At 53.3% G+C, this 18,966-nt stretch carries 20 protein-coding genes; 19 read left to right on the plus strand and 1 reads right to left on the minus strand.

Annotated features, from left to right (window positions below):
* Positions 1 to 892 precede the first annotated feature (892 nt).
* Positions 893 to 1,930 carry a sugar-binding transcriptional regulator gene (locus QP093_RS05650; protein ID WP_083314408.1) on the minus strand — a complete coding sequence of 346 codons (1,038 nt, stop codon included), beginning with the start codon at positions 1,928 to 1,930 and terminating at the stop codon, positions 893 to 895.
* A gap of 164 nt (positions 1,931 to 2,094) precedes the next feature.
* On the opposite strand from QP093_RS05650, the gene QP093_RS05655 reads away from it, so the two are divergent.
* The 19 genes from QP093_RS05655 to QP093_RS05745 all read left to right on the plus strand — a co-directional run bounded on the left by QP093_RS05655 (position 2,095) and on the right by QP093_RS05745 (position 18,935).
* On the plus strand, positions 2,095 to 3,108 hold the full coding sequence (locus QP093_RS05655) for an ABC transporter permease (protein WP_070726186.1): 1,014 nt from the start codon (positions 2,095 to 2,097) through the stop codon (positions 3,106 to 3,108).
* Between the two features lie 124 nt (positions 3,109 to 3,232).
* Positions 3,233 to 4,243, plus strand: coding sequence for a substrate-binding domain-containing protein (locus tag QP093_RS05660; protein WP_285015430.1), 1,011 nt, complete (start codon positions 3,233 to 3,235; stop codon positions 4,241 to 4,243).
* Positions 4,244 to 4,329: 86 nt separating this feature from the next.
* A complete protein-coding gene (locus QP093_RS05665) occupies positions 4,330 to 5,823 on the plus strand; it encodes a sugar ABC transporter ATP-binding protein (protein WP_070726090.1) in 1,494 nt (497 codons plus the stop codon).
* A 125-nt stretch (positions 5,824 to 5,948) separates the two neighbouring features.
* Complete coding sequence (locus tag QP093_RS05670) at positions 5,949 to 6,569, plus strand: SIS domain-containing protein (protein WP_070726091.1); 621 nt, start codon at positions 5,949 to 5,951, stop codon at positions 6,567 to 6,569.
* Position 6,570: 1 nt separating this feature from the next.
* Complete coding sequence (locus QP093_RS05675) at positions 6,571 to 8,040, plus strand: xylulokinase (RefSeq protein ID WP_193599992.1); 1,470 nt, start codon at positions 6,571 to 6,573, stop codon at positions 8,038 to 8,040.
* 16 nt (positions 8,041 to 8,056) lie between these two features.
* Positions 8,057 to 8,800, plus strand: coding sequence for a beta/alpha barrel domain-containing protein (locus tag QP093_RS05680; RefSeq protein ID WP_070726095.1), 744 nt, complete (start codon positions 8,057 to 8,059; stop codon positions 8,798 to 8,800).
* A 474-nt stretch (positions 8,801 to 9,274) separates the two neighbouring features.
* Complete coding sequence (locus QP093_RS05685; protein ID WP_285015436.1) at positions 9,275 to 9,601, plus strand: hypothetical protein; 327 nt, start codon at positions 9,275 to 9,277, stop codon at positions 9,599 to 9,601.
* Positions 9,591 to 10,643: a hypothetical protein gene (locus QP093_RS05690; RefSeq protein ID WP_227469244.1), complete on the plus strand. Its 1,053-nt coding sequence runs from the start codon at positions 9,591 to 9,593 to the stop codon at positions 10,641 to 10,643. Before QP093_RS05685 ends, QP093_RS05690 begins: the two co-directional genes overlap by 11 nt.
* A gap of 39 nt (positions 10,644 to 10,682) precedes the next feature.
* Positions 10,683 to 10,961, plus strand: coding sequence for a cyclase family protein (locus tag QP093_RS05695; RefSeq protein WP_285015438.1), 279 nt, complete (start codon positions 10,683 to 10,685; stop codon positions 10,959 to 10,961).
* Complete coding sequence (locus tag QP093_RS10055; RefSeq protein ID WP_350309965.1) at positions 10,883 to 11,437, plus strand: cyclase family protein; 555 nt, start codon at positions 10,883 to 10,885, stop codon at positions 11,435 to 11,437. The genes QP093_RS05695 and QP093_RS10055 overlap by 79 nt, the downstream gene beginning before the upstream one ends.
* Positions 11,438 to 12,170: 733 nt before the next feature.
* The gene (locus QP093_RS05705) at positions 12,171 to 12,491 is read left to right on the plus strand and encodes a PadR family transcriptional regulator (protein ID WP_092649007.1); all 321 of its coding nucleotides are present in this window, start codon (positions 12,171 to 12,173) and stop codon (positions 12,489 to 12,491) included.
* A 9-nt stretch (positions 12,492 to 12,500) separates the two neighbouring features.
* Positions 12,501 to 13,553, plus strand: a complete 1,053-nt coding sequence (locus QP093_RS05710) for a permease prefix domain 1-containing protein (RefSeq protein WP_285015443.1) — start codon at positions 12,501 to 12,503, stop codon at positions 13,551 to 13,553.
* 309 nt (positions 13,554 to 13,862) lie between these two features.
* Positions 13,863 to 14,207 carry a hypothetical protein gene (locus QP093_RS05715; RefSeq protein ID WP_285015446.1) on the plus strand — a complete coding sequence of 115 codons (345 nt, stop codon included), beginning with the start codon at positions 13,863 to 13,865 and terminating at the stop codon, positions 14,205 to 14,207.
* The gene (locus QP093_RS05720) at positions 14,204 to 14,428 is read left to right on the plus strand and encodes a GNAT family N-acetyltransferase (RefSeq protein ID WP_058237574.1); all 225 of its coding nucleotides are present in this window, start codon (positions 14,204 to 14,206) and stop codon (positions 14,426 to 14,428) included. Before QP093_RS05715 ends, QP093_RS05720 begins: the two co-directional genes overlap by 4 nt.
* Positions 14,429 to 14,452: 24 nt before the next feature.
* A complete protein-coding gene (locus QP093_RS05725) occupies positions 14,453 to 14,587 on the plus strand; it encodes a hypothetical protein (RefSeq protein WP_285015450.1) in 135 nt (44 codons plus the stop codon).
* A gap of 38 nt (positions 14,588 to 14,625) precedes the next feature.
* Positions 14,626 to 14,970 carry a peptidoglycan bridge formation glycyltransferase FemA/FemB family protein gene (locus QP093_RS05730; protein WP_058237573.1) on the plus strand — a complete coding sequence of 115 codons (345 nt, stop codon included), beginning with the start codon at positions 14,626 to 14,628 and terminating at the stop codon, positions 14,968 to 14,970.
* Between the two features lie 152 nt (positions 14,971 to 15,122).
* Complete coding sequence (locus QP093_RS05735) at positions 15,123 to 16,499, plus strand: anaerobic sulfatase maturase (protein WP_285015452.1); 1,377 nt, start codon at positions 15,123 to 15,125, stop codon at positions 16,497 to 16,499.
* The gene (locus QP093_RS05740) at positions 16,496 to 17,377 is read left to right on the plus strand and encodes a sulfite exporter TauE/SafE family protein (RefSeq protein WP_285015453.1); all 882 of its coding nucleotides are present in this window, start codon (positions 16,496 to 16,498) and stop codon (positions 17,375 to 17,377) included. The genes QP093_RS05735 and QP093_RS05740 overlap by 4 nt, the downstream gene beginning before the upstream one ends.
* Positions 17,378 to 17,627: 250 nt before the next feature.
* Entirely contained in the window at positions 17,628 to 18,935 is a 1,308-nt protein-coding gene (locus QP093_RS05745) for an ABC transporter substrate-binding protein (RefSeq protein WP_227469246.1), read from the plus strand.
* Positions 18,936 to 18,966: the final 31 nt, after the last annotated feature.

The raw sequence follows: 18,966 nt of genomic DNA on the forward strand, positions 1-18,966 counted from the left end.
CTTCCTCTCAACTCTCAGCTGTCTGGCCTACGGTTTCCAAAAACTCACCACCGTTCGTTCTCGTACATGGTGCATCCGGGGCCTTGCGTTTGCCACGCACACAAGCGTGGTCTGAGTTTCGAAACATCAACATACTGACATGGAAGGCATGCTCGTTACGAAAGTATGATTCCGATAACTAGGCGCAAATCACTGACATAACCGCGTTGTGCTGCGTAGGATCAAGACACCTGAATAATGCGATGCGCACCTACAAGGCAGTGGAGGCGGACATGTCATCTTGAATCATTGATCTGGAGCAGGCCCGCTTTGACGGCATGCCGATCCTCGGGTCGCATCGACCCGGATACTCCTACCACCTGTACCGGCGCCACCGCGATACGCTGCGCGAACAACCGGGCACACTGCCCCGCTCGAGTTCTTCGGGTGTTCTTGTCATGAATGAGCACGCTGGAACACACATTGATGCACTGTGTCACTAGGCAGAAGACCTCCAGTTCTACGGATGCTCATCTCGCGCAGACGCCCTCGAAAATTACGATGGCTTCACAGAAGGCGGTGCAGAAACGATCCCCATTATTGACGCGCCTGCGGTGCTGTTGGATGTGGCCGCGCTCAGTGAAGGTGGGGCAGTGCCACCTGGCACGCAGGTCGGTGCCGAACAGCTCGACGAATGCGCACGCCACCAGAACACGCCCATTAGATGCACACATTCGGAAATGGGATCCTAGCCGTCTTAACATACTCGAAGTGTGGACACATACCCCGTCTGTCGTCTTGGGACGTAGCGCTTCTACTTTTCTGCTTTAATGAACAAGAATGGCCGTTTTTGAACCGACGTGGACAGTGGAATTTGCGATTGGAGGCGTGCTGAGCTCCTCTGAAAAGCCTACTAGCCGTGTTTCACTCGGGAGTTCGCTGAGGGCTCTGTCACATCTTCTGAGTCGAGTAGGTACAGAATCTCATACGCCGCCTCCCTAGTCGTAACGAGGTGAGTGGCGATTCCAGCGCGCGCGATGGCTATGATTGCACTCGCTTTTTCTGGCTCTCCTGCAACCGCTAAAACGGCAGGCGTAGCCCTGAGCTGGTCAACTGATACGGACAGCCGCCGCTCATTAAGTGAAGACTGAACGTAATTGCCTTTGGCGTCAATGAATATTCCGGCACAGTCAGCAACCGCACCTAACCGGTCTAGTTCTTCAATCTCCGATTCAGATAAATAACTGGTAAGCTGTGTGATCCGCTCTTTCCAAGAGCCAACCGATATGAGCGCAATATCGAGCCCATCATATTTCTGAAGGACTTGTTTAATATTTGGTTCTTCACGTAAGCGTGCTGCCGCTGAAGAAGTTGAAGAAAACAGCGCCGACATTAAAGCGTAGGAGCGCCCGCCGGCGTTACTAGAAATATTGCTCATTACTTTCAAGGGAGACTGGTTGGGATCATATCCCAACATGCCAGTCAACTGAACTAGATCAACTTGCGGCAAGTTTTCAATGAAAAGTCCCACCCTGACCAAAGTGCGCCCCCAAGATATGCCAATAGACATTCCCGGCTTAGCCAATTGTGTGAGTAGTGTTGCTGCGCCTGCTGCCAGCGCGTTGTACCAGTTTTCTGGAAGGGTTTGTGTGGGAACGACTGTGACGTGTTTTAATCGAAGACGTCTAGCAACGGAAGCCGCGACGCTTTGTGACTGGTCATCTACTTCGGCAATAGAAATGCGAACTATTCCTACTCGGCGAGCCTCCTCAAGAAGTCGAGCCACTTTAAATCGTGTAATGTCAAATTCTCTTGCGATCTCAACTTTGCTGCGGTCTTCTAGGTAGAACGCCTTTGCAACTGCGGTCATCAGTTTGCTGTCAGCGCGATCCATACTCTTACCTTCGGCGAGTCTTGCTTTTGAAATTGATTGTAATGGTGCAACGTGCATGATTATCCAGTTTATGTGTGGGTAGCGTCATAAAAAGGTTGACCGAAATCCACGCAAGATACTGTTGTCAGTTGACTGCTCATATGAGCAATGCTAGCATCCCTCATATGAGCAGCGCGAGTAGTGCTCGCTTGTATGAGGTTTGCGATTGCAAAGGAGCGATTATGCGCAAGAGGTTCCACCTTCCCCAAGAGCTTGGGGTGTTTATTGTGGTGCTTTTGGTTGCCCTTTTGATGGGTGCCATTTCGCCAGAGTTTAGAACTGCTGGCAACATGAGCGTCTTGCTGCTCAACGGCTCAGTGGTAACTCTGCTTGCCTTGGGTCAAGCATGTGTGCTTTTGACAGGCGGTATTGATCTTTCCGTTGGCTCGAACATCGCTTTGACCGGGATGATTGCAGCATTGGCGATGCAGCATGGAGTGCCTTGGTGGATGGCGGCACTTCTGGCGATCGTCACCGGTGTAGCAGTGGGCCTGTTTAATGGCATGGCAGTGCATTACGGCAAGATGCCCCCGTTTATCGTCACATTTGCAACCTTTGGCATTAGCGCGTCAATTCCTAAGATTCTTACACAAGCTAAGTCGGTTACGATCTCTGATCCGATGTTTGCGTTTTTCGGGCGTGGAAAGTTCCTAGGAATTCCAATTCCTATCATTATCGCGCTGCTCGCTGCTCTAGTGTTGGGCCTGATGCTCAAGCGTACGGCGTCAGGTGTACATATTTATGCGGTGGGTGGCAACAAGGAAACTGCGCGATTAGCCGGTATTAATATTGCCCGCACTACGATCTTGGTTTATGTGATCTCCGGTGTGACGGCATCGTTGGGCGGTATTATTACAGCTTCCAGGCTTATGGTAGGCTACCCGACTGCTGGAGCGGGAAATGAGCAGTTTTACTCAATTGCATCTGCTGTCGTTGGCGGCGTGTCGTTGTTTGGCGGCGTCGGTACCATTCTGGGCGCATTCCTCGGTTCATTGCTTATCGCAGAAGTTTCAAACGGTATGAACGTTATAGGCGTCGACTCATACTGGCAGTCATTGGTTATCGGCGTGATCATTTTGCTTGGCGTGCTGTTTGATACAAATAAGAATTCCTTCCGGGGTCGGATGCGCAAGCGCCAAGCGAGTAAGCAGAGAGAAAAAGTCCAACAGATAAAGAAAATGCCGAGTGGAATGTAACTGCTTAAGTGGACGTGTGTGAATCGAAGGCGAGTAATGAAAACACACGACACAAGATAGTTCGTAACTGTTACGAGTAGAGGAACGCACGAGCGGGGTTACCCGTACAACAGAAAGGAAAATCATGAAACTGAGAAAGGTGCTGGCGCTCAGCTCACTTACGGCGCTCTCGCTTGCTGGATGTGGCGCAGTAGATACTGGAACTGGAGCGGAAGCTGAATCAAGCGGAGGTGAAGGTACGGCTGCGGAGGTTCCCGTACCTGAAGCCTGTTCACAAAAGGGAGCGCTGGTTTCTGTATTGTTACCAAACCAGACGAATCCCTATTACGTGGCCATGAAAGAAGGCTTTGAGACTGCAGCGGCAGAGAAGGGCTTTAAAGCCGAGGTGCAGATTGCTGAGGACGACGACGCTCAGCAGCTTGCTCAAGCCGAGGCAGCGCTGCAGAAGAATCCATGCGCGTTAGCACTAAATCCGGTTAAGTCTGAGCCGGCCGCAGCAATTGTTAAGGCTGCCAATGACGCAGGGGTTCCAGTATTTACTGTTAACGTGATTGTGGATGAGAGTGCTCTTAGTGCTCAGGGCGGAACGATTATGCAGTACTTGGGTGCGGACAATAAGGCAGGTGGCTCCCAGGTTGCCGAGATGGTTCTGGAAGATATGGGCAAGGATGCCGAACTCAACATTGGTTTCGTCACTGAGCCGGATGAAGTACCCGTTGCGATTCGTGACGAGGGTTTCACCGAGACTATTTCGGGTAACCCGAATGCCAAAGTAGTTGCGAAGGTAGACGGCAATGTTGTGGCTACTGACTCACTGTCGGTAACCAGCGACATGTTGCAGGGCAATCCAGACTTGAACGTGATCTTTGCTTCCACAGGACCCGCAGCGCAGGGAGCTATCGAGGCAGTCAAGGCCGCTGGTCGCGATGTAAAGGTATATGGATTCTGTGCTCCCGACCTAGCAACTGACGATCTATATCCCGGCTGTGTCGCTCAAGAGCCTGCCGATTACGGCAAGCGAGTGATCGAGCAAATTCGCTCATTTGTAGACGGGGAGACTCCTGAGGCTGAAATTCTTCGTGAGCTGAAAGCGTTTCGGCATGGAGAAACTCTAGCGCCGGGTGAAGTTGGCTAATTGAGATTGGAAGGGGCCCGCGTATAGAGCTTATTCTCACGGGCCCCTTCTAAGAGCATTAAGTATAAGAACTTTAGGAGAAGACAATGGCTGCTGGACTGGTAGCGAGAGATCTGCTTAAAGATTACTCAGGCGTGGAAGTGCTCAAAGGCGTATCGGTTGCGCTTCATCCTGGTGAAATAATCGGACTCGTTGGGCACAACGGTGCAGGAAAATCGACTCTCCTAAAAGTATTTTCTGGTGCCCATCGTCATTCAGGGGGAGTGCTAGAAGTAGATGGCGAAGAAGTAAATTTTGCATCGCCGTCCGAGGCGATCGCTGCGGGTGTTTCTACCGTCTATCAAGAGCTATCTTTGCTCCCTAACTTAACCGTTACCCAAAACGTATGGCTGGGTAGAGAGATTCGTCGGCACGGTCAACTCCAACTTGCTGAGATGAGTAAGAAAGCACAGGAGATATTGGACCGCTTCGGAATTGATGCCGACATAGATTCCAAGGTTGGCTCTTTTCCAATGGCAACCCGTCAGCTTCTGGAAATCGCCATTGCAGCCAGCAGAGAAACCAAATACCTGTTGCTAGATGAGCCAACTACCTCGCTGGAGGGGGATCAGGTAGATCAGCTTCTCTCTTACATCCATAAGCTTGCGCGAGAGATGAGTATTGGTGTACTGATCGTTAACCACAAGTTGGATGAGCTCTATCAAGTGGCTGATCGAATTGTAGCGCTAATGAACGGCCGGATAGTCGTCGATGCGGATGCAGCAACAGTGGATCGTTCTCAGGTGGTGCGGGCCATCGCTGGCGATGAGGCAATCGCAGAAGAAGAAAGTCCTACTGAAGCCAATGCAAGGATCGGTAGAGAAGCTCTCGCCGTGAGAAACCTTAATTCGGACAAACTACACAATATCTCCTTTACTGTACATGAAGGAGAGATTCTCGGAATCTATGGATTGAACGACTCTGGAAGAACAGAAACTCTTCGGAGTATTGCAGGTCTGCTTAAGTTTGATTCTGCAGAAATGAAGGTTTTTGACGAACCTTATTCCCCCCGCACTCCGAGCGATGCTATTGCTTCCGACATCGCTTTTGTTACAGAAGAGAGAAAGTTCGACGGAATAGTTCCGTTGATGAATTCGTACCAGAACTTAGCACTGCCGGTACTGAAGAAGTTTAAGAAAGCGGGATTACTAGATCTCGCAGCATTGCGAAAACGCGGCGCTGTTCAACTTAAAGATTTGGAACTACGGGGCAGCCCCTCGCAGCCAGTGAATTCTCTTTCAGGTGGTAATCAACAGAAGGTTCTTCTGGGACGAGCTTTAGTACAGGAACCACGAATCCTACTTTTAGATGAGCCCACCAAGGGCGTCGATATTGGCGTAAAAAATGAGATTTATCGGCTGTTAAAGCGGCTAGCACGGAAAGAAAACATGGCGATAGTCTTTGTATCTTCGGAAGAAGAAGAGGTCCTTTCCCTTAGCGACAAAGTGCTGATATTGGCACACGGCATGCCTGTAATAGAAGCTACGTCGGCAGCGCTGCTCAGTCAGGCCAAGCTCCGGGAACTCTCTTGGACGGAATAGATTCGAAACAAGACTTGGATATAGACCAACCACGATAGATAGATTTCAAGTCGAAGCTGGCACAGTGTCGCTACTGCCAGATTGATTTTGAAAACAGTGGGGATTACTTAAGCAGTGGAGGAAAAATGAACAACTCACAGATGATTGCAAAAGCGCGTAGATACGTGGAACTGGAAGCTCAGGCAGTCGCGGCAGTCGCTCAACAGCTCGATGAAACATTTGTTCGAGCCGCTGTTGCGATAGCCAAGTGTGGTGGCAAGGTCTTTGTTACCGGTGCTGGAACGTCTTCTTTCATCGCGCGGCGAATGGCGCATCTCATGGCAGTTTCGGGAACGCCGGCTCTTTTTATCCCAGCAATGGACGCGCTGCATGGAACCATGGGGGCAATAGAATCTACGGATGTATTGATTGCCATTTCTAAGAGTGGTGAATCCGACGAGGTCTGCAAATTAGTGAAGCTTGTTAACGAAAAAGAAGTTCTTACCGTTGGTCTCACTGAAGGAAGGGGGTCCACGCTCTACGAGGAGGCGGATATCCCCTGCATTACGAACACGATTGATAATGCAGATCCAGGTAACTTCATAGCTATGGGTTCCACGTTGGTTGCCGCTGTATGGGGCGACGCATTAGCTCGCATTTTAATGGATGTTGGCCATTGGCAGCTCGATAAGTCTTTGGATCTTCATCCGGCAGGTGGCGTGGGAAAACGCGTCGATGAGTTGCGCCAACAATTGCGGGGCGAATGAGGTGGCGGAGTATGTACTAGGAGTAGACTTATCTACTCAGTCCGTTACGGTTGAAGCTCGCACTACGGACAACTTCGAATCGGCTGGAATGGCTTCGTCCCCATTACCTCCAGCGGTCGCACCTTCAGCTGAACAAAACCCGGAGGACTGGTGGCAGTCTCTAGTAGCTGCTCTTCGGAAGCTAGGTGAGAGCGGCATCGATCTGAGAAGTATTCGAGCGATTTCAGTTGCCGGGCAGTGCCATGGACTTGTTGCTCTAAATTGCCAGAATGATGTTATCCGCCCGGCCCAACTATGGAATAACACATTAGGCACGCCCCATATATCTGCGCTTGTTGAAAAATTGGGAGCACAACGTTGGGCAAGAGAGTGCGGAACAGTTCCATCACCTGCTTTCACTGTTTCCAAATTGGCATGGCTAATGGAAAACGAGCCGGAAACTGTGAATCAGTTGGAGAAGATTCTTCTCCCTCATGACTACCTAAACTTCCGTCTTACGGGTAATTATGTGACTGACAGATCCGAGGCATCTGGAACAGGTTACTTTAATTCATGCACAAATAGTTGGAATATTTCTCTACTAGAAGATTGTTTCGGTGACGCTAAAGACTGGGCGCGGTTGATGCCTCACGTTCTTGATCCTCAAGGTCAAGCGGGCTTACTAACCCCTGAAAGCGCCACCCAGCTCGGACTGGAGACAGGAATTCCCGTTGGTCCAGGGGGAGGGGATCAGCACCTAGCTGCTGCAGGAATTGGATTACAACCAACAGACGTTTGTTTTTCTCTAGGGACTTCGGGTGTTGTGTTCACGATTTCCGAAATTCCTATAGCTGATACTAGTGGAATGATTGATGGCGTTGCCTCCACTACAGGAACGTGGCAGCCATTGGTTTGCACGCAAAACTTAACTCAGGTAACGGATCTTTTCGCTCAGCTAATGGGAGTTGAGGTTAGTAAACTTGGCGAGATGGCGGTGCAGGCCGATCGTAGATCGCCTCGACCGGTGCTGGTTCCCTATCTGGGTGGTGAGCGTTCACCTAATTATCCTGGGGCTAAAGGTTTACTGGTAGGTATTGATTATGGAATTACTAGGCATCAGCTGGCATTAGTAGTAATTGAAGGGGTGTTGCTCGGGCTGGTTCGCGGGCTAGCGCAAATCGAGCAGCATGGTGTAGACACTAGTGGGCGTGTGGTCGCTATCGGAGGGGCGGCGCGTTCGCGAGGAATAATACAAATTTTGGCCGATCTAATCGACAGGCCTGTAAGTATCCTTGGCTGTCCGGAAGCGACTGTGCGTGGAGCTGGACTGCAAGCTCTGGCTGTGCTGAAAGGCGTGGATTTTGCAAGTTTGCGCGACGAGTATGCACCGAGTTGGGAGACTCCCGTTGTGCCGCGCAAGGAACCAGCATGGCCAGATCTATACGACACTTACATCCGTAGTTGTGCGATAGCAGGCCGGTGGGATGTGTAATCAGACAAACAAAGTGATGGAAAACTTTGGTGATGACTTGGATCGATCTAATTTAGAGAAAGTCTGGCCTTCAGTATTTTCTGCCATCTCTTTAGCTGCTGTTTGCGAAGCACAAACTAAGCGGCGCCTTGATAGGGACTTAACGAGTGGAACGCGAACCCTCGAAAAGATCATAGAAGAGGTTGGTAGGGGGCCTTGTCGAGGCGTACACATTGACTTGATGGACGGTAAAGCGACGCAAGAAAAATCGTGGACTCCTGAAGAAACGGTGAAAGCTAAGTCGGCCCTCGGGCTTGAGTTCCATGTGATGACGCAGCAATCGGCATCTGATGCACTGCTACTCTTGAGAGCACGCCCACGTTCTAGGGTGATTGTAAGCTTGGCAGATCTGCCGAAGTTGGTGGCTGAAGTTGGCGGTGCCGGTGAAACTGCAAAGCTAGCGAAAGTGTCGCCGAGTGGTAGGGGTAATATAGGCGCTTCGTTGAAGCCAGATGAACATCCACGAGATATTCCGGTCGAACTAAATCAGCTAAGTTGCGTCCTTATCATGGGCTACGAACCAGGTGATTCAGACGGTATCTTTATCAAATCGGTGCTAGATAAGGTTCCAGAACTTATTCGAATGCGTAAAGAATCTAATACGAGCTTCGCCATCAAAATTGATGGAGGGGTTAAGCTTTCGGATGTGCCTTACCTAGAAAAAATAGGAATAGATGAGTTTGTGGTGGGCCGGGACTATTTCAGGCACTTTTTAAAATGACGTATCTTCAAATAAACGGCAAATCTATCTTTTTGCTATTTGATCTTTTCTCAAAGTTTGGTTATTATATTTCCATTTATTGAAAAAGTGTGCTAATTATGAGAACCTCAACGAAATGTTTCGGTTCTGTGTGTGCTGAAAGTTGTCGCTGTCATGACTGAAATTGTTTTATGTCACTGAAAAAATCGTATAAGTCACCTCTTTAAAGCATCGGAGTGCATGAACCAATATAAGATCACTTAAGATAACAAAATGTCGATCACGTGTATGCGCACGACATGTTTAGGTGCCATGTTTTATTTCTTAAGAAGTATCCAGTGCGCTAACATGCGGCAGGGAAGTATCACACAACTTGGCGCAATTTCTAGACAAGAAGTGCTGTATTCTTATGAGTTGTCTTGCTGAATTGCGTAGCGCTCTTCCAGAATCTATGTCGTGGGTCACAAAAGGTAGTCTTGGGGGGTAAGGTCCCGTGTGGCACGCCGCGAGTGGCAGAATGGGGGGAATGGCTTTCCAATGGGTGAGAAGGAAATATTCGTCAAGTCCAAAGAACGTGTGACCGAGCACGGCGAAGTATTCACTCCGCCGCATATTGTTGATACAATGTTGGATCTGGTCAAGGGGGAGTCTGAACGTATTGACTCGCGGTTTCTCGAATCAGCCTGTGGTGAAGGCAACTTTCTGAAGCAAGTGCTTAGGCGTAAGCTGTCGACGGTTCAGCAAAAGTACGGAAAGAACGAATTTGAGCGGCGTCACTATGCTTTGCTGGCATTCTTATCACGTTCTCATAGTGGCAGGTAAAGGTGCAGGTGTTGGCATAGAAGCTCTTCCACCGGTACGTCGCGCAATAGGAGATGGAATCGAGACAAAAACGATCACGCTTTCTTGTGGAAAGCTGACCACCGGTGTCACGGTGAAGCAGTGGTCATCGATCTTGATGTTGCGTAACCTCGCCAGTCCAGAGACTTATTTCCAGGCAGCGTTTCGTGTGCAGTCTCCGTGGTCCATTAAGAACCCAAATGGCGACAATCCCTCAAAGGAGGAAGTCCTCAAGCCTGTTGCTTTCGTCTTCGATTTCGCACCGACTCGAGCTCTTCGGCAGGTAGCAGACTATGGTGCTGGGCTCAATCCGCAGATGTCGAACCCGGAGAATGCCGTTGCTGAGTTGGTGAGTTTCCTTCCAGTGCTCGCTTATGACGGGGCGAATATGACGCAAATAGATGCCGGAAGCATCCTTGACATCGCAATGTCAGGCACGTCAGCAACCTTATTGGCGCGCAAGTGGGAGTCTGCGATTCTGGTGAACGTAGACAACGCTACGTTGCGCAAGATTATGAACAACGAAGCCGCAATGGAAGCCATTATGAACATCGAGGGCTTCCGCTCGCTTGGGTCAGACGTCTTCGAAACGGTCGTTAACAAGAGCGAGTCAGTGTCGAAAACCAAGAAGCAAAAAGGCGACACTCTTTCAGGAGACAAAAGAAAGGAACTTACAGCAGAGGAAAAGGAATACAAGTCCAAGCGCAAGCAGATTCAAGAGAAGCTCATCAAGTTCGCTACGCGCATTCCGGCATTTATGTACCTGACAGACTTCCGGGAAAATACGTTGCAAGACGTAATCACAAAAATAGAGCCTGACTTGTTCAAGACAGTAACTGGTTTGACAGTTGATGATTTTCATCTCCTCGTAGACTTGGGGGTATTCAACTCGATCCACATGAATCAGGCCGTTTTCGCGTTTCGTCGTTATGAGGACGCATCGCTTAGCTACACAGGCATCCGCTCGCACAAAGAGCTCAGAGATGTGGGCCTCTTCGACACAGTCATCACTCTTGAGGACTGAAATATCGCGGCGTGGACCGACGAAAGTGCGGAGGCGGACATGACACCTCAGATCATTGACCTGGAACAGCAACGCTTCGACGGTATGCCAGTTTTGGGATCCCACCGACCCGGATACTCCTACCATCTGTATCGCCGCCACAAAGACACCCTGCGCGAACAGCCCGGCACACTGCCGCGCTCCAGCGCCTCCGGCGTGATCGTCATGAACGAGCACGCCGGAACACACATCGACGCGCTATGCCACCAGGCAGACGATCTGCACTTCTACGGGTGCTCATCTCGCGCAGACACCCTCGAAAATTACGACGGATTTTAGAAGGAGGCGCGGAAAGCATTCCCATCATTGATGCGCCCGGCGTGCTGCTCGACGTGGCCGCGCGATCAGAAAACGGTCGCGTCCCACCCAGAACCCAGGTCACCGCGCAGGACCTCGAAGACTGTGCACGCGACCAACGCACCCACATCGAACCGGGAAGCGTGATCTTTGTTCGACTGGGCAACGACATCAACTGGGATAATGCCGAGCGCCACCTCGACGGCCCCGGCATTCACCCGAGTGCGTCTCAATGGCTGGCGACGTATCGACCAATTGCGGTAGGCACTGATAATGTCGCGTGGGACCTGCCCGGACTGAGCCGATGCCGGCTGGGCGGAAGTATCCTGATGCGTCGCCAGGTCAGATTCGCCAGCGTCAGTGGCCCCAGTGGAACATCCACTGATCAGCGCAATCGATGCACTGATGGTCACCAGAGTCTTCGCCAGGTGGCGCATAAACGCACTCTCACTTTCTAACAGTGAATTAGGAATTGCTTAGTTACGTTAGGCACAACTTTTAATGAAAGCAACATCGATGAGCGTGATCTGCCCTGCACCCCCTGATCCGCCACGCCGGCGCTCGCCTTAAACACTGCGCGTAGCGCACACTGTCCGAACTTTTCGCTCGCCTCCGCAATCCGCCATGCCAGCGCTGACCGTCGGCGCTGATCGTCAAGCAGCCGTCTGCGTGCACAATCTCCTCAATCTAGAGGAGAAAAACGCACAATCCCCTAGATTTAAGGGAAGAAAATGCACGAAGCCCTAGATTTAGGCAGAAAATTGCACAAACCCCTAGATCAACAAGGTCTGTCGCGGGCGTCGCTGAAGCTAATGCCGGCTGACGTGGACACATGGAAAAGAGTGCTGAAAAGGCTCTCTTTTTTCCAGGGCATCGTGCACGAGGTCGCCTTAGATCTAGGGGAATGTGCATGTGGTGGCCTTAGATCTAGGGGAATGTGCACAACGAGGCGTCAAATCGACGGCTTCGGCCTCTAGGAGGTGCAGCGCGTGATCTTCGGCTCAGTCGCTGCCAACACACGTAAGGCGGAAATCACCGCACCATGAAGTGACCCAAACTACTTGATGTGACGTAGTAGTAGGTGTACAGTGTTTACTACATCAGACGTAGTACTTCACATGGAGTACTTGCTGAGGGGCATACACATCACCACAACAGTGCGGCGACGGGATCACAAAGGGAGGAACCCGCATGGTCAGTAGTGAAGTTCTGCGCGGATGCACGGAACTGATGATTCTGCGAGTTCTGCTCGACTCGGACAGCTACGGCTACGAAATATCCAAATCCATCACCGAACTGAGCAACAGTGACTTCGTCATGAAGGAAACGACGTTGTACTCCGCATCCAAGCGCCTTGAAAAAGGCGGATATGTGACCTCGTACCCCGGCACCCGAACCGGCGGAAAACCTCGGACTTACCTCCATATCACCACAGAAGGACGTACCTATTACCATGACAAGTGCTCCGAGTGGAACGACACCAAAACCCTCGTTGATCAATTCATTCGTTGAGGAGTAATCATGAAAGCCATCAAGCAATATCTCGAGTACATGTTCTCATCCCTTCCCCACACCCCTGAAACCGACCAGGCCCGCAGTGAAATGCTCGAGCTGATGGAAGACAAATACGACGAACTCCTGGCGCAGGGACTGCCCGAACACTACGCACTGTCCCAGGTCATCGCTGACTTCGGAGATGTTGATGAGTTGGCAGCAGAATTGGGAGTAGCCGCTCCAGCCCAGGCCGCATCACCCCAGTCGGCAGCGGCAAGCCAGGTGGACGATCCCCAGGTGACAGCACCGACCGAGCGCACAGTCACCCTGGCTGATACACCGATTCAGATCAGTCCTGAACGAGCCGCCGAGTTCATTGAGCATCGACGCAAACGGGCACGCCCCATCGCCTTGGGAGTGGCAGCATTTATCCTGTCTCCAATCGCTTTGATCTGCGGTGGCATGGTGGCTGACGGACGCGGCGAGACCGTTGAGATGATCGCTGGTGCCATCGGATTGACAGTAGTGGCAATTCTGGTCTGCCTCGGACTGTACTTCATGCTGAAAAACCCCTACTCAGGTGAGTATGAGGACATGTCGAAGAAGATTCTGGCGCCCACCATTTCCGCAACGTATCGAACTGAGCAGCAGAAGAAGGAGTTTAAGCCGACATATTCGCGTGCTGTTACGATCTCCGTGATCTCCTACATCGTCGGGCTACTGATTTTGATACTTGGCAGTATACTGTCGGACGTGTTCGGGGACGGGATACTGGCAATCTGCTTTGCTCTCTCCCTGATCGTCTTCGCCGTCGCGACCTACAGCATTACTGCAGTTCAGACTGTTATGAACGGCATGAACGTCATCTTGCAGGTTGAAGAGTACGACCTGGCCAAGAAGACCTCACACAGCCCTCTGGGCATGATCAGCGGAGTGTACTGGCTGCTGACCGTTGCAATCTTCCTGGCGGTGTCATTCCTGGGCAGTTGGGAAACCTCGTGGCTGGTGTGGCCGATCGCCGGACTGATTTACGGCGCGATCGTGGTGGCCACGAACTACATGTTCAGCACGGAAAAGTAGAAGCATCGCAATCATCTGAGCTTCACCCCGACGAACGGTCTCTCGAGTGGCCTGATCGGCGGGGTGAGGTGTCATGGGCCGGGGCCTTTGTGGTGTCAGCCTCAAGTGATCACAGTGAGATCCTCGGGATGATCCAAATGCTACGATGAGGAATTGCAACTCGTTACTGAACCGTTGTTGTCCGTTGAGGATCTCGAAAGATTCGGCGCAATATCCGCCTACAGTGACGTTTTTCCAATGAGTATGGCCGGTTGGTGGGATACGGATCATCATCCCTGCTCCGTAGGTCAGACACAGAAGGTGAGCGTCGTGAGTCACAAAGAAAAAAGCGCGCCCGTTTCGCGCGACCCTTACACTGCAGCGGAAGTATCGGCTGATTCGCATATCCAGACACTGACTGACGAGGAATACGAGGCATTCCTGTCACGTGCGCAGTCATTGGTGCCGATCGAGGCGACAGTGCAATGGGATCGCGTGGACGCACTGCATGAGAGCCGCGACCTTTGTGAGGGGTCCCGCCACCTGTGGACTGATGGGCACTATGAAGCAGTCTTAACCTTGAAGTCGTATGAGACTCATCGTGTACCGTTCCTGTGGTCTCGTGGCGGGCCGGTCTGGAATGAGCGCCCCCTGCCTCAGTTGAACGACGCATGATCGATGACCTAGCCGCGTACGTCAAGAAATCACGCAGTGATGCCACGTTCCTCAGAATTGTGGCGAGCCTTCAGGCGCAGTGCCTGCCGTGCAGCGATGCCGTGGCCTACGATCGTACGGTGATGCTGGACCTTAAGGGCGATGAGGACTCCGATGTGCTCGCTCGCATGAAAAAACGAGGGCGACGCGACGCGCGGAAAGCCCTGCGCGAGATCGATTAGAGTGCTATTCACACCTATACCTCTTTGAGCGCTGAAGAATTTCGCCCTCTTGTCGAGATCATGAACAATCTCGGCAGCGCGGAACACTTCGCCACCTTCACGGGCGATTACTACCATGACTTCCTGACTGCATTGGCACAGGGGATGCGGCAACACTGATCACCTACGCCCCCGAAGGTCAATCTTCGGCCTGGTTGATGATGACCCATGCGCACGACCTCGCCACCTACTACTTTGCCGCTGCCACGCCTCAGGCCAAACGCGAACTGGCTCCCGACGCCTTGGTGTGGAAGATGATTCAGGTGGCCCGCGAACGCAAGTGCCACACCCTGGATCTGATGGGAATCGGCTCAGAAGACGCTCCCCAGTTCGCCCACCTCGATACGTTCAAGACGAAATTTGCTGCCGAACCGACACAGGTGTGGACGTACGGGGAAATCCCGATCAACATGCTTCGTTACCGCCTGGTCCTGCGTCTCACCGAACTGCGTGATCAGCTGGCGCGCATTCGAACAGTGATGCGGCACGCCCCTCGTCAATAACGAGGGAGCCAACTGTCGGGCAGGGACGCGATCACTGCACGATGTGACGTTGCATAAGACATCCCGCCCGGGCCTTGATGCGGTGGCGCCTGAGCGAAAACCGTGACTACGCTGGATCAAAACGGCTGACGATGAACGGGCAGGAGGTATCCATGACACGCGGATCACCTCGAGCGCCGGATCCCGAACCCGCAGCAGACTCCGTGCCGGCACTGACACCACTGCCGTTTCCACATGTGCGCACCGAGGCCCCTTCTCTCGACGGGACACCTCTGGCACGCGAAAGATTTCCTTTCTCCGTCGTTGCCAAACCCTCTGGTGCGGCGTGCAACCTCGACTGTCAGTACTGCTTCTTTCTGTCGAAGGAACTGCTCTACGACGTGCCGCGCCAACGCATGAGCGAGGACACGCTGGAGCGATACATCGCAGAGTTCCTGGCCGCCAGCGCCGACGGCGAGGTGACGATGCTGTGGCAAGGTGGCGAGCCCACCTTGCGCGGACTCGACTTTTTCAGACGTGCCGTCCAGCTGTGCGAGGATTACCGCCGCCCCTCGCAACGCGTTGTCCACGCGATTCAGACCAACGCCACTCTGATCGACCGCGACTGGGCGCAATTCCTGGCCAAGCACGACGTCCTGGTTGGTGTGTCGATTGACGGGCCTGAGGCGCTGCACGATGCCTACCGACTGAATAAGGGTGGCCGCGGCACACACACGATGGTGATTCGAGGGTGGCGATACCTGCAGGAAGCCGGTGTGCGCTGCAATGTCCTGTGCACCGTTCACCATGCGAACGAACACCACGCCCGCGAAGTGTACGAGTACTTCCGCGATGAGCTGGGCGCTGAGTTTATGCAGTTCATTCCCATCGTGGAGCGCGTCGACCCCGAATATGCTGATCTGGCTGAAAACGGCTGGCGCGGCGAAGGGGAGCGCGCTCCGAGCGTGTTCTACCGTCAGCATGGCTCGGATGTGACATCACGCAGCGTGGACCCTGAGGCGTACGGCCAGTTCCTCTCCACCGTTTTCGACTGCTGGGTTAAGCGCGATGTGGGGCGCGTCTTCGTCCAGGATTTCGATTCAGCCTTGTCTGCGCTTTTCGGTGCCGCGTCGGTGTGCGTGCATGCGCCCGAGTGCGGATTCAATTTCGCCATGGAATTCAACGGCGATGTGTACGCCTGCGACCACTGGGTTGAACCTGACTGGCTTGTGGGAAACGTGGCATCGGACGCGTTTGCTGACCTGGCCCGAACTGACACGATGGGCCGCTTTTCACGCAAGAAACGCCTCGAGCTGACCGGACAATGCCGGCGTTGCCCGTACCTGCAGCTGTGTTATGGCGGATGCCCGAAGGACCGCTTCGTTCGCTCGGTCGACGGAGAGTACGGGCAGAACTATCTGTGCGCCGGATACGAGCACTTCTACCGACACATCAGCGCTGACCTGGAGCGCATGGCGGGCCTGATTGTCTCGGGCCGGCCCGCCAGCGACATTATGAATGACACGCGAAAGGGAACATGCAGGACATGATGAGCATTGTTGCAGCGTTGGCAGTCGGATTAGCGGTGGGTGTCGTGGTGGGCGCGCTGGGCGCCGGCGGCGGCATCTTGTCCGTCCCGATCCTGGTGTATCTGCTGGGGCAGAGCCCCCATTCTGCCGCCGCTTCGTCGCTGGTCATCGTGGCTCTGACCGCCGTCGTGTCAATCGTTGACCACCAGCGCCACGGACGGGTTCGAATCAAGGAAGGGCTCATTTTCGGAGCCCTGTCGTGCATCGGGTCCCTGGCCGGTTCACGCCTGAGCGTGCTGGTAGACGGCACCATCCTCATGCTCTGTTTTGGCGCATTGCTGCTGTGCGTGGGCACACTCATGATCTGGCGAGTGTTGCGCCGTGCCGGATCGTCATCCGGCGATGCGTCCACAGATGCCCTCGACGATACTCCCGCTGATGGTGCTGATGGCGACGATGCTGACCCTTCCTCCACCCGTATTGACGAGGGTGCCCGCGCGCCTCGTCGTCTTTTCTCACTGGACGGCGTCAACGTCTGGGCACTGATCGCTGCGGCAACACTGACAGGCTTCCTGACTGGCTTTTTCGGTGTCGGCGGCGGGTTCGCGGTTGTTCCGATGCTGGTGCTGGTGCTGAAATTCCCGATCAAGGAAGCGTCAGGCACGTCGCTGTTGATCATGATCATTGCCTCAGCGATGGGACTGCTATCTCGGGTGGGAACTCACGTGAGCGTCGATTGGGTTGTGACACTGTCGTTCGCGGCTGCCTCAATGGTGGGTGGAATCTTCGGCGGAAAATTGACCACTCGAGCCAAAGACAGCACCCTGACACTGACTTTCGGTGGGCTGCTGTTAATCGTCGCCGTAGCGACGCTGGTCTCCACAGCTGTGGCACTGTGAGCAACGGTTGCCGTCAGGCACAAGAAGTACCGACGAAAGCCTGAACACCCGCCTTGTGAGAGGTGTTACTAAATTGTGTCCATTTAACGGTGGCAGCCTACTCACTATGGTGGCATGATGGGAAACATCCTGTTGAGAGCGCTCTCAGCCTGTGAACACAATGAGAGAGCGCTCCCAAAGGTGGCCTTATCAGGGCGCTGGTCCATGCGCATCGGCAATGGACGACACCATCACATACGAAGGAGTAGTTGTGAGATCGAGAAAAATGATGGGCACCATCGGGGTGTTCTCAATTGGCGCACTTGCGTTGGCAGCCTGCTCGTCAGGCGGAGGATCGGAATCTTCAGCATCAGGCGAGGCTGGCGGCGGATCAGACGGCGACATCACGCTGACTGTCGCAACATTCAACGAATTTGGCTACGACAACCTCTTTGACGAATACATGGAGTCACATCCGGGCATCAAGGTCGAGCAGAAGAAAGCGGCCACCTCGAACGAAGCCCACGACAACATGCTCACCCGTCTGGCAGCAGGATCCGGACTGTCGGACATCGAAGCAATCGAAGTGGACTGGTGGCCCGAACTGAAGCAGTACCCAGATGAATTCGTCGATTTGAGCTCACCTGACGTTGAGGGTCGCTGGCTGGACTGGAAGGCCGAAGCTGCGATGACTGAAGATGGCAAGCTGATGGGCTACGGCACGGATGCCGGTCCGGAAGCCATCTGCTACCGCGCAGACATGTTCGAAAAAGCCGGCCTGCCAACTGATCGCAATGAGGTGGCCAAGCTGCTGGAAGGCGACTGGGACAAGTACTTCGAAGTCGGCAAACAGTTCGTCGAGGCAACCGGAATTCCGTGGTTTGACGGTGGAACCGGTACCTACCAGGGTATTTTGAACCAGGTTGAACAGCCCTTCGAAGAGTCTGACAACACCGTGATCCCGCTGGACCAAAACGACACCATCAAGAAGGTGTACGACCAGGTACTGAAGGCGTCGGTCGAGGATAACCTGTCTGCCCACCTGTCACAGTGGTCGGAAGACTGGACCAACGCATTCCAGAATGATGGTTTTGCCACGATGCTGTGCCCGCCGTGGATGCTCGGCGTTGTCGAAGGAAATGCTGAAGGCGTCGAAGGCTGGGACGTGGCTCCTGTCTTCCCCGGTGGCGGTGGCAACTGGGGCGGCTCCTACCTGACTGTTCCTGCGCAGGGCGCACACCCGGAGGAAGCCAGGGAACTCGCAGCCTGGCTGACCGCACCCGAACAGCAGATCAAGGCATTCGAGACCAAAGGCAACTTCCCCTCGCAGCTGGAAGCACTGGATTCTCCGGAGCTGACCGAATACACCAACGAGTTCTTCAACAACGCTCCGATCGGGCAGATCTTCTCTGACATGTCGAAGAAGATCACGGTCCAGCCGTACAAGGGACCCAACTTCTTCGCTCTGACCACGCTGGTCACCGACGGCATTACGCGCGTCGATGTCGACAAGACTGATGATGCCCAGGCGTCCTGGGACAAGGTTATTGCTGAATACAACCAGCTTGATCTTCAATAACTCCTCACTGTGAGACTGTGGCGGGCTCAAA

Origin of the sequence: Pauljensenia sp. UMB10120, from assembly GCF_030212035.1 — a bacterium.
In the GTDB taxonomy this organism is placed as follows: domain Bacteria; phylum Actinomycetota; class Actinomycetes; order Actinomycetales; family Actinomycetaceae; genus Pauljensenia; species Pauljensenia radingae_A.

What these genes read in the sequence shown, in the direction of transcription:
- QP093_RS05650 (WP_083314408.1), bottom strand. Translation starts at nt 1,930, where the DNA reads ATGCACGTTGCACCATTACAATCAATTTCAAAAGCAAGACTCGCCGAA.
- QP093_RS05655 (WP_070726186.1), top strand. Translation starts at nt 2,095, where the DNA reads ATGCGCAAGAGGTTCCACCTTCCCCAAGAGCTTGGGGTGTTTATTGTG.
- QP093_RS05660 (WP_285015430.1), top strand. Translation starts at nt 3,233, where the DNA reads ATGAAACTGAGAAAGGTGCTGGCGCTCAGCTCACTTACGGCGCTCTCG.
- QP093_RS05665 (WP_070726090.1), top strand. Translation starts at nt 4,330, where the DNA reads ATGGCTGCTGGACTGGTAGCGAGAGATCTGCTTAAAGATTACTCAGGC.
- QP093_RS05670 (WP_070726091.1), top strand. Translation starts at nt 5,949, where the DNA reads ATGAACAACTCACAGATGATTGCAAAAGCGCGTAGATACGTGGAACTG.
- QP093_RS05680 (WP_070726095.1), top strand. Translation starts at nt 8,057, where the DNA reads ATGGAAAACTTTGGTGATGACTTGGATCGATCTAATTTAGAGAAAGTC.
- QP093_RS05695 (WP_285015438.1), top strand. Translation starts at nt 10,683, where the DNA reads ATGACACCTCAGATCATTGACCTGGAACAGCAACGCTTCGACGGTATG.
- QP093_RS10055 (WP_350309965.1), top strand. Translation starts at nt 10,883, where the DNA reads ATGCCACCAGGCAGACGATCTGCACTTCTACGGGTGCTCATCTCGCGC.
- QP093_RS05705 (WP_092649007.1), top strand. Translation starts at nt 12,171, where the DNA reads ATGGTCAGTAGTGAAGTTCTGCGCGGATGCACGGAACTGATGATTCTG.
- QP093_RS05710 (WP_285015443.1), top strand. Translation starts at nt 12,501, where the DNA reads ATGAAAGCCATCAAGCAATATCTCGAGTACATGTTCTCATCCCTTCCC.
- QP093_RS05720 (WP_058237574.1), top strand. Translation starts at nt 14,204, where the DNA reads ATGATCGATGACCTAGCCGCGTACGTCAAGAAATCACGCAGTGATGCC.
- QP093_RS05730 (WP_058237573.1), top strand. Translation starts at nt 14,626, where the DNA reads ATGATGACCCATGCGCACGACCTCGCCACCTACTACTTTGCCGCTGCC.
- QP093_RS05735 (WP_285015452.1), top strand. Translation starts at nt 15,123, where the DNA reads ATGACACGCGGATCACCTCGAGCGCCGGATCCCGAACCCGCAGCAGAC.
- QP093_RS05740 (WP_285015453.1), top strand. Translation starts at nt 16,496, where the DNA reads ATGATGAGCATTGTTGCAGCGTTGGCAGTCGGATTAGCGGTGGGTGTC.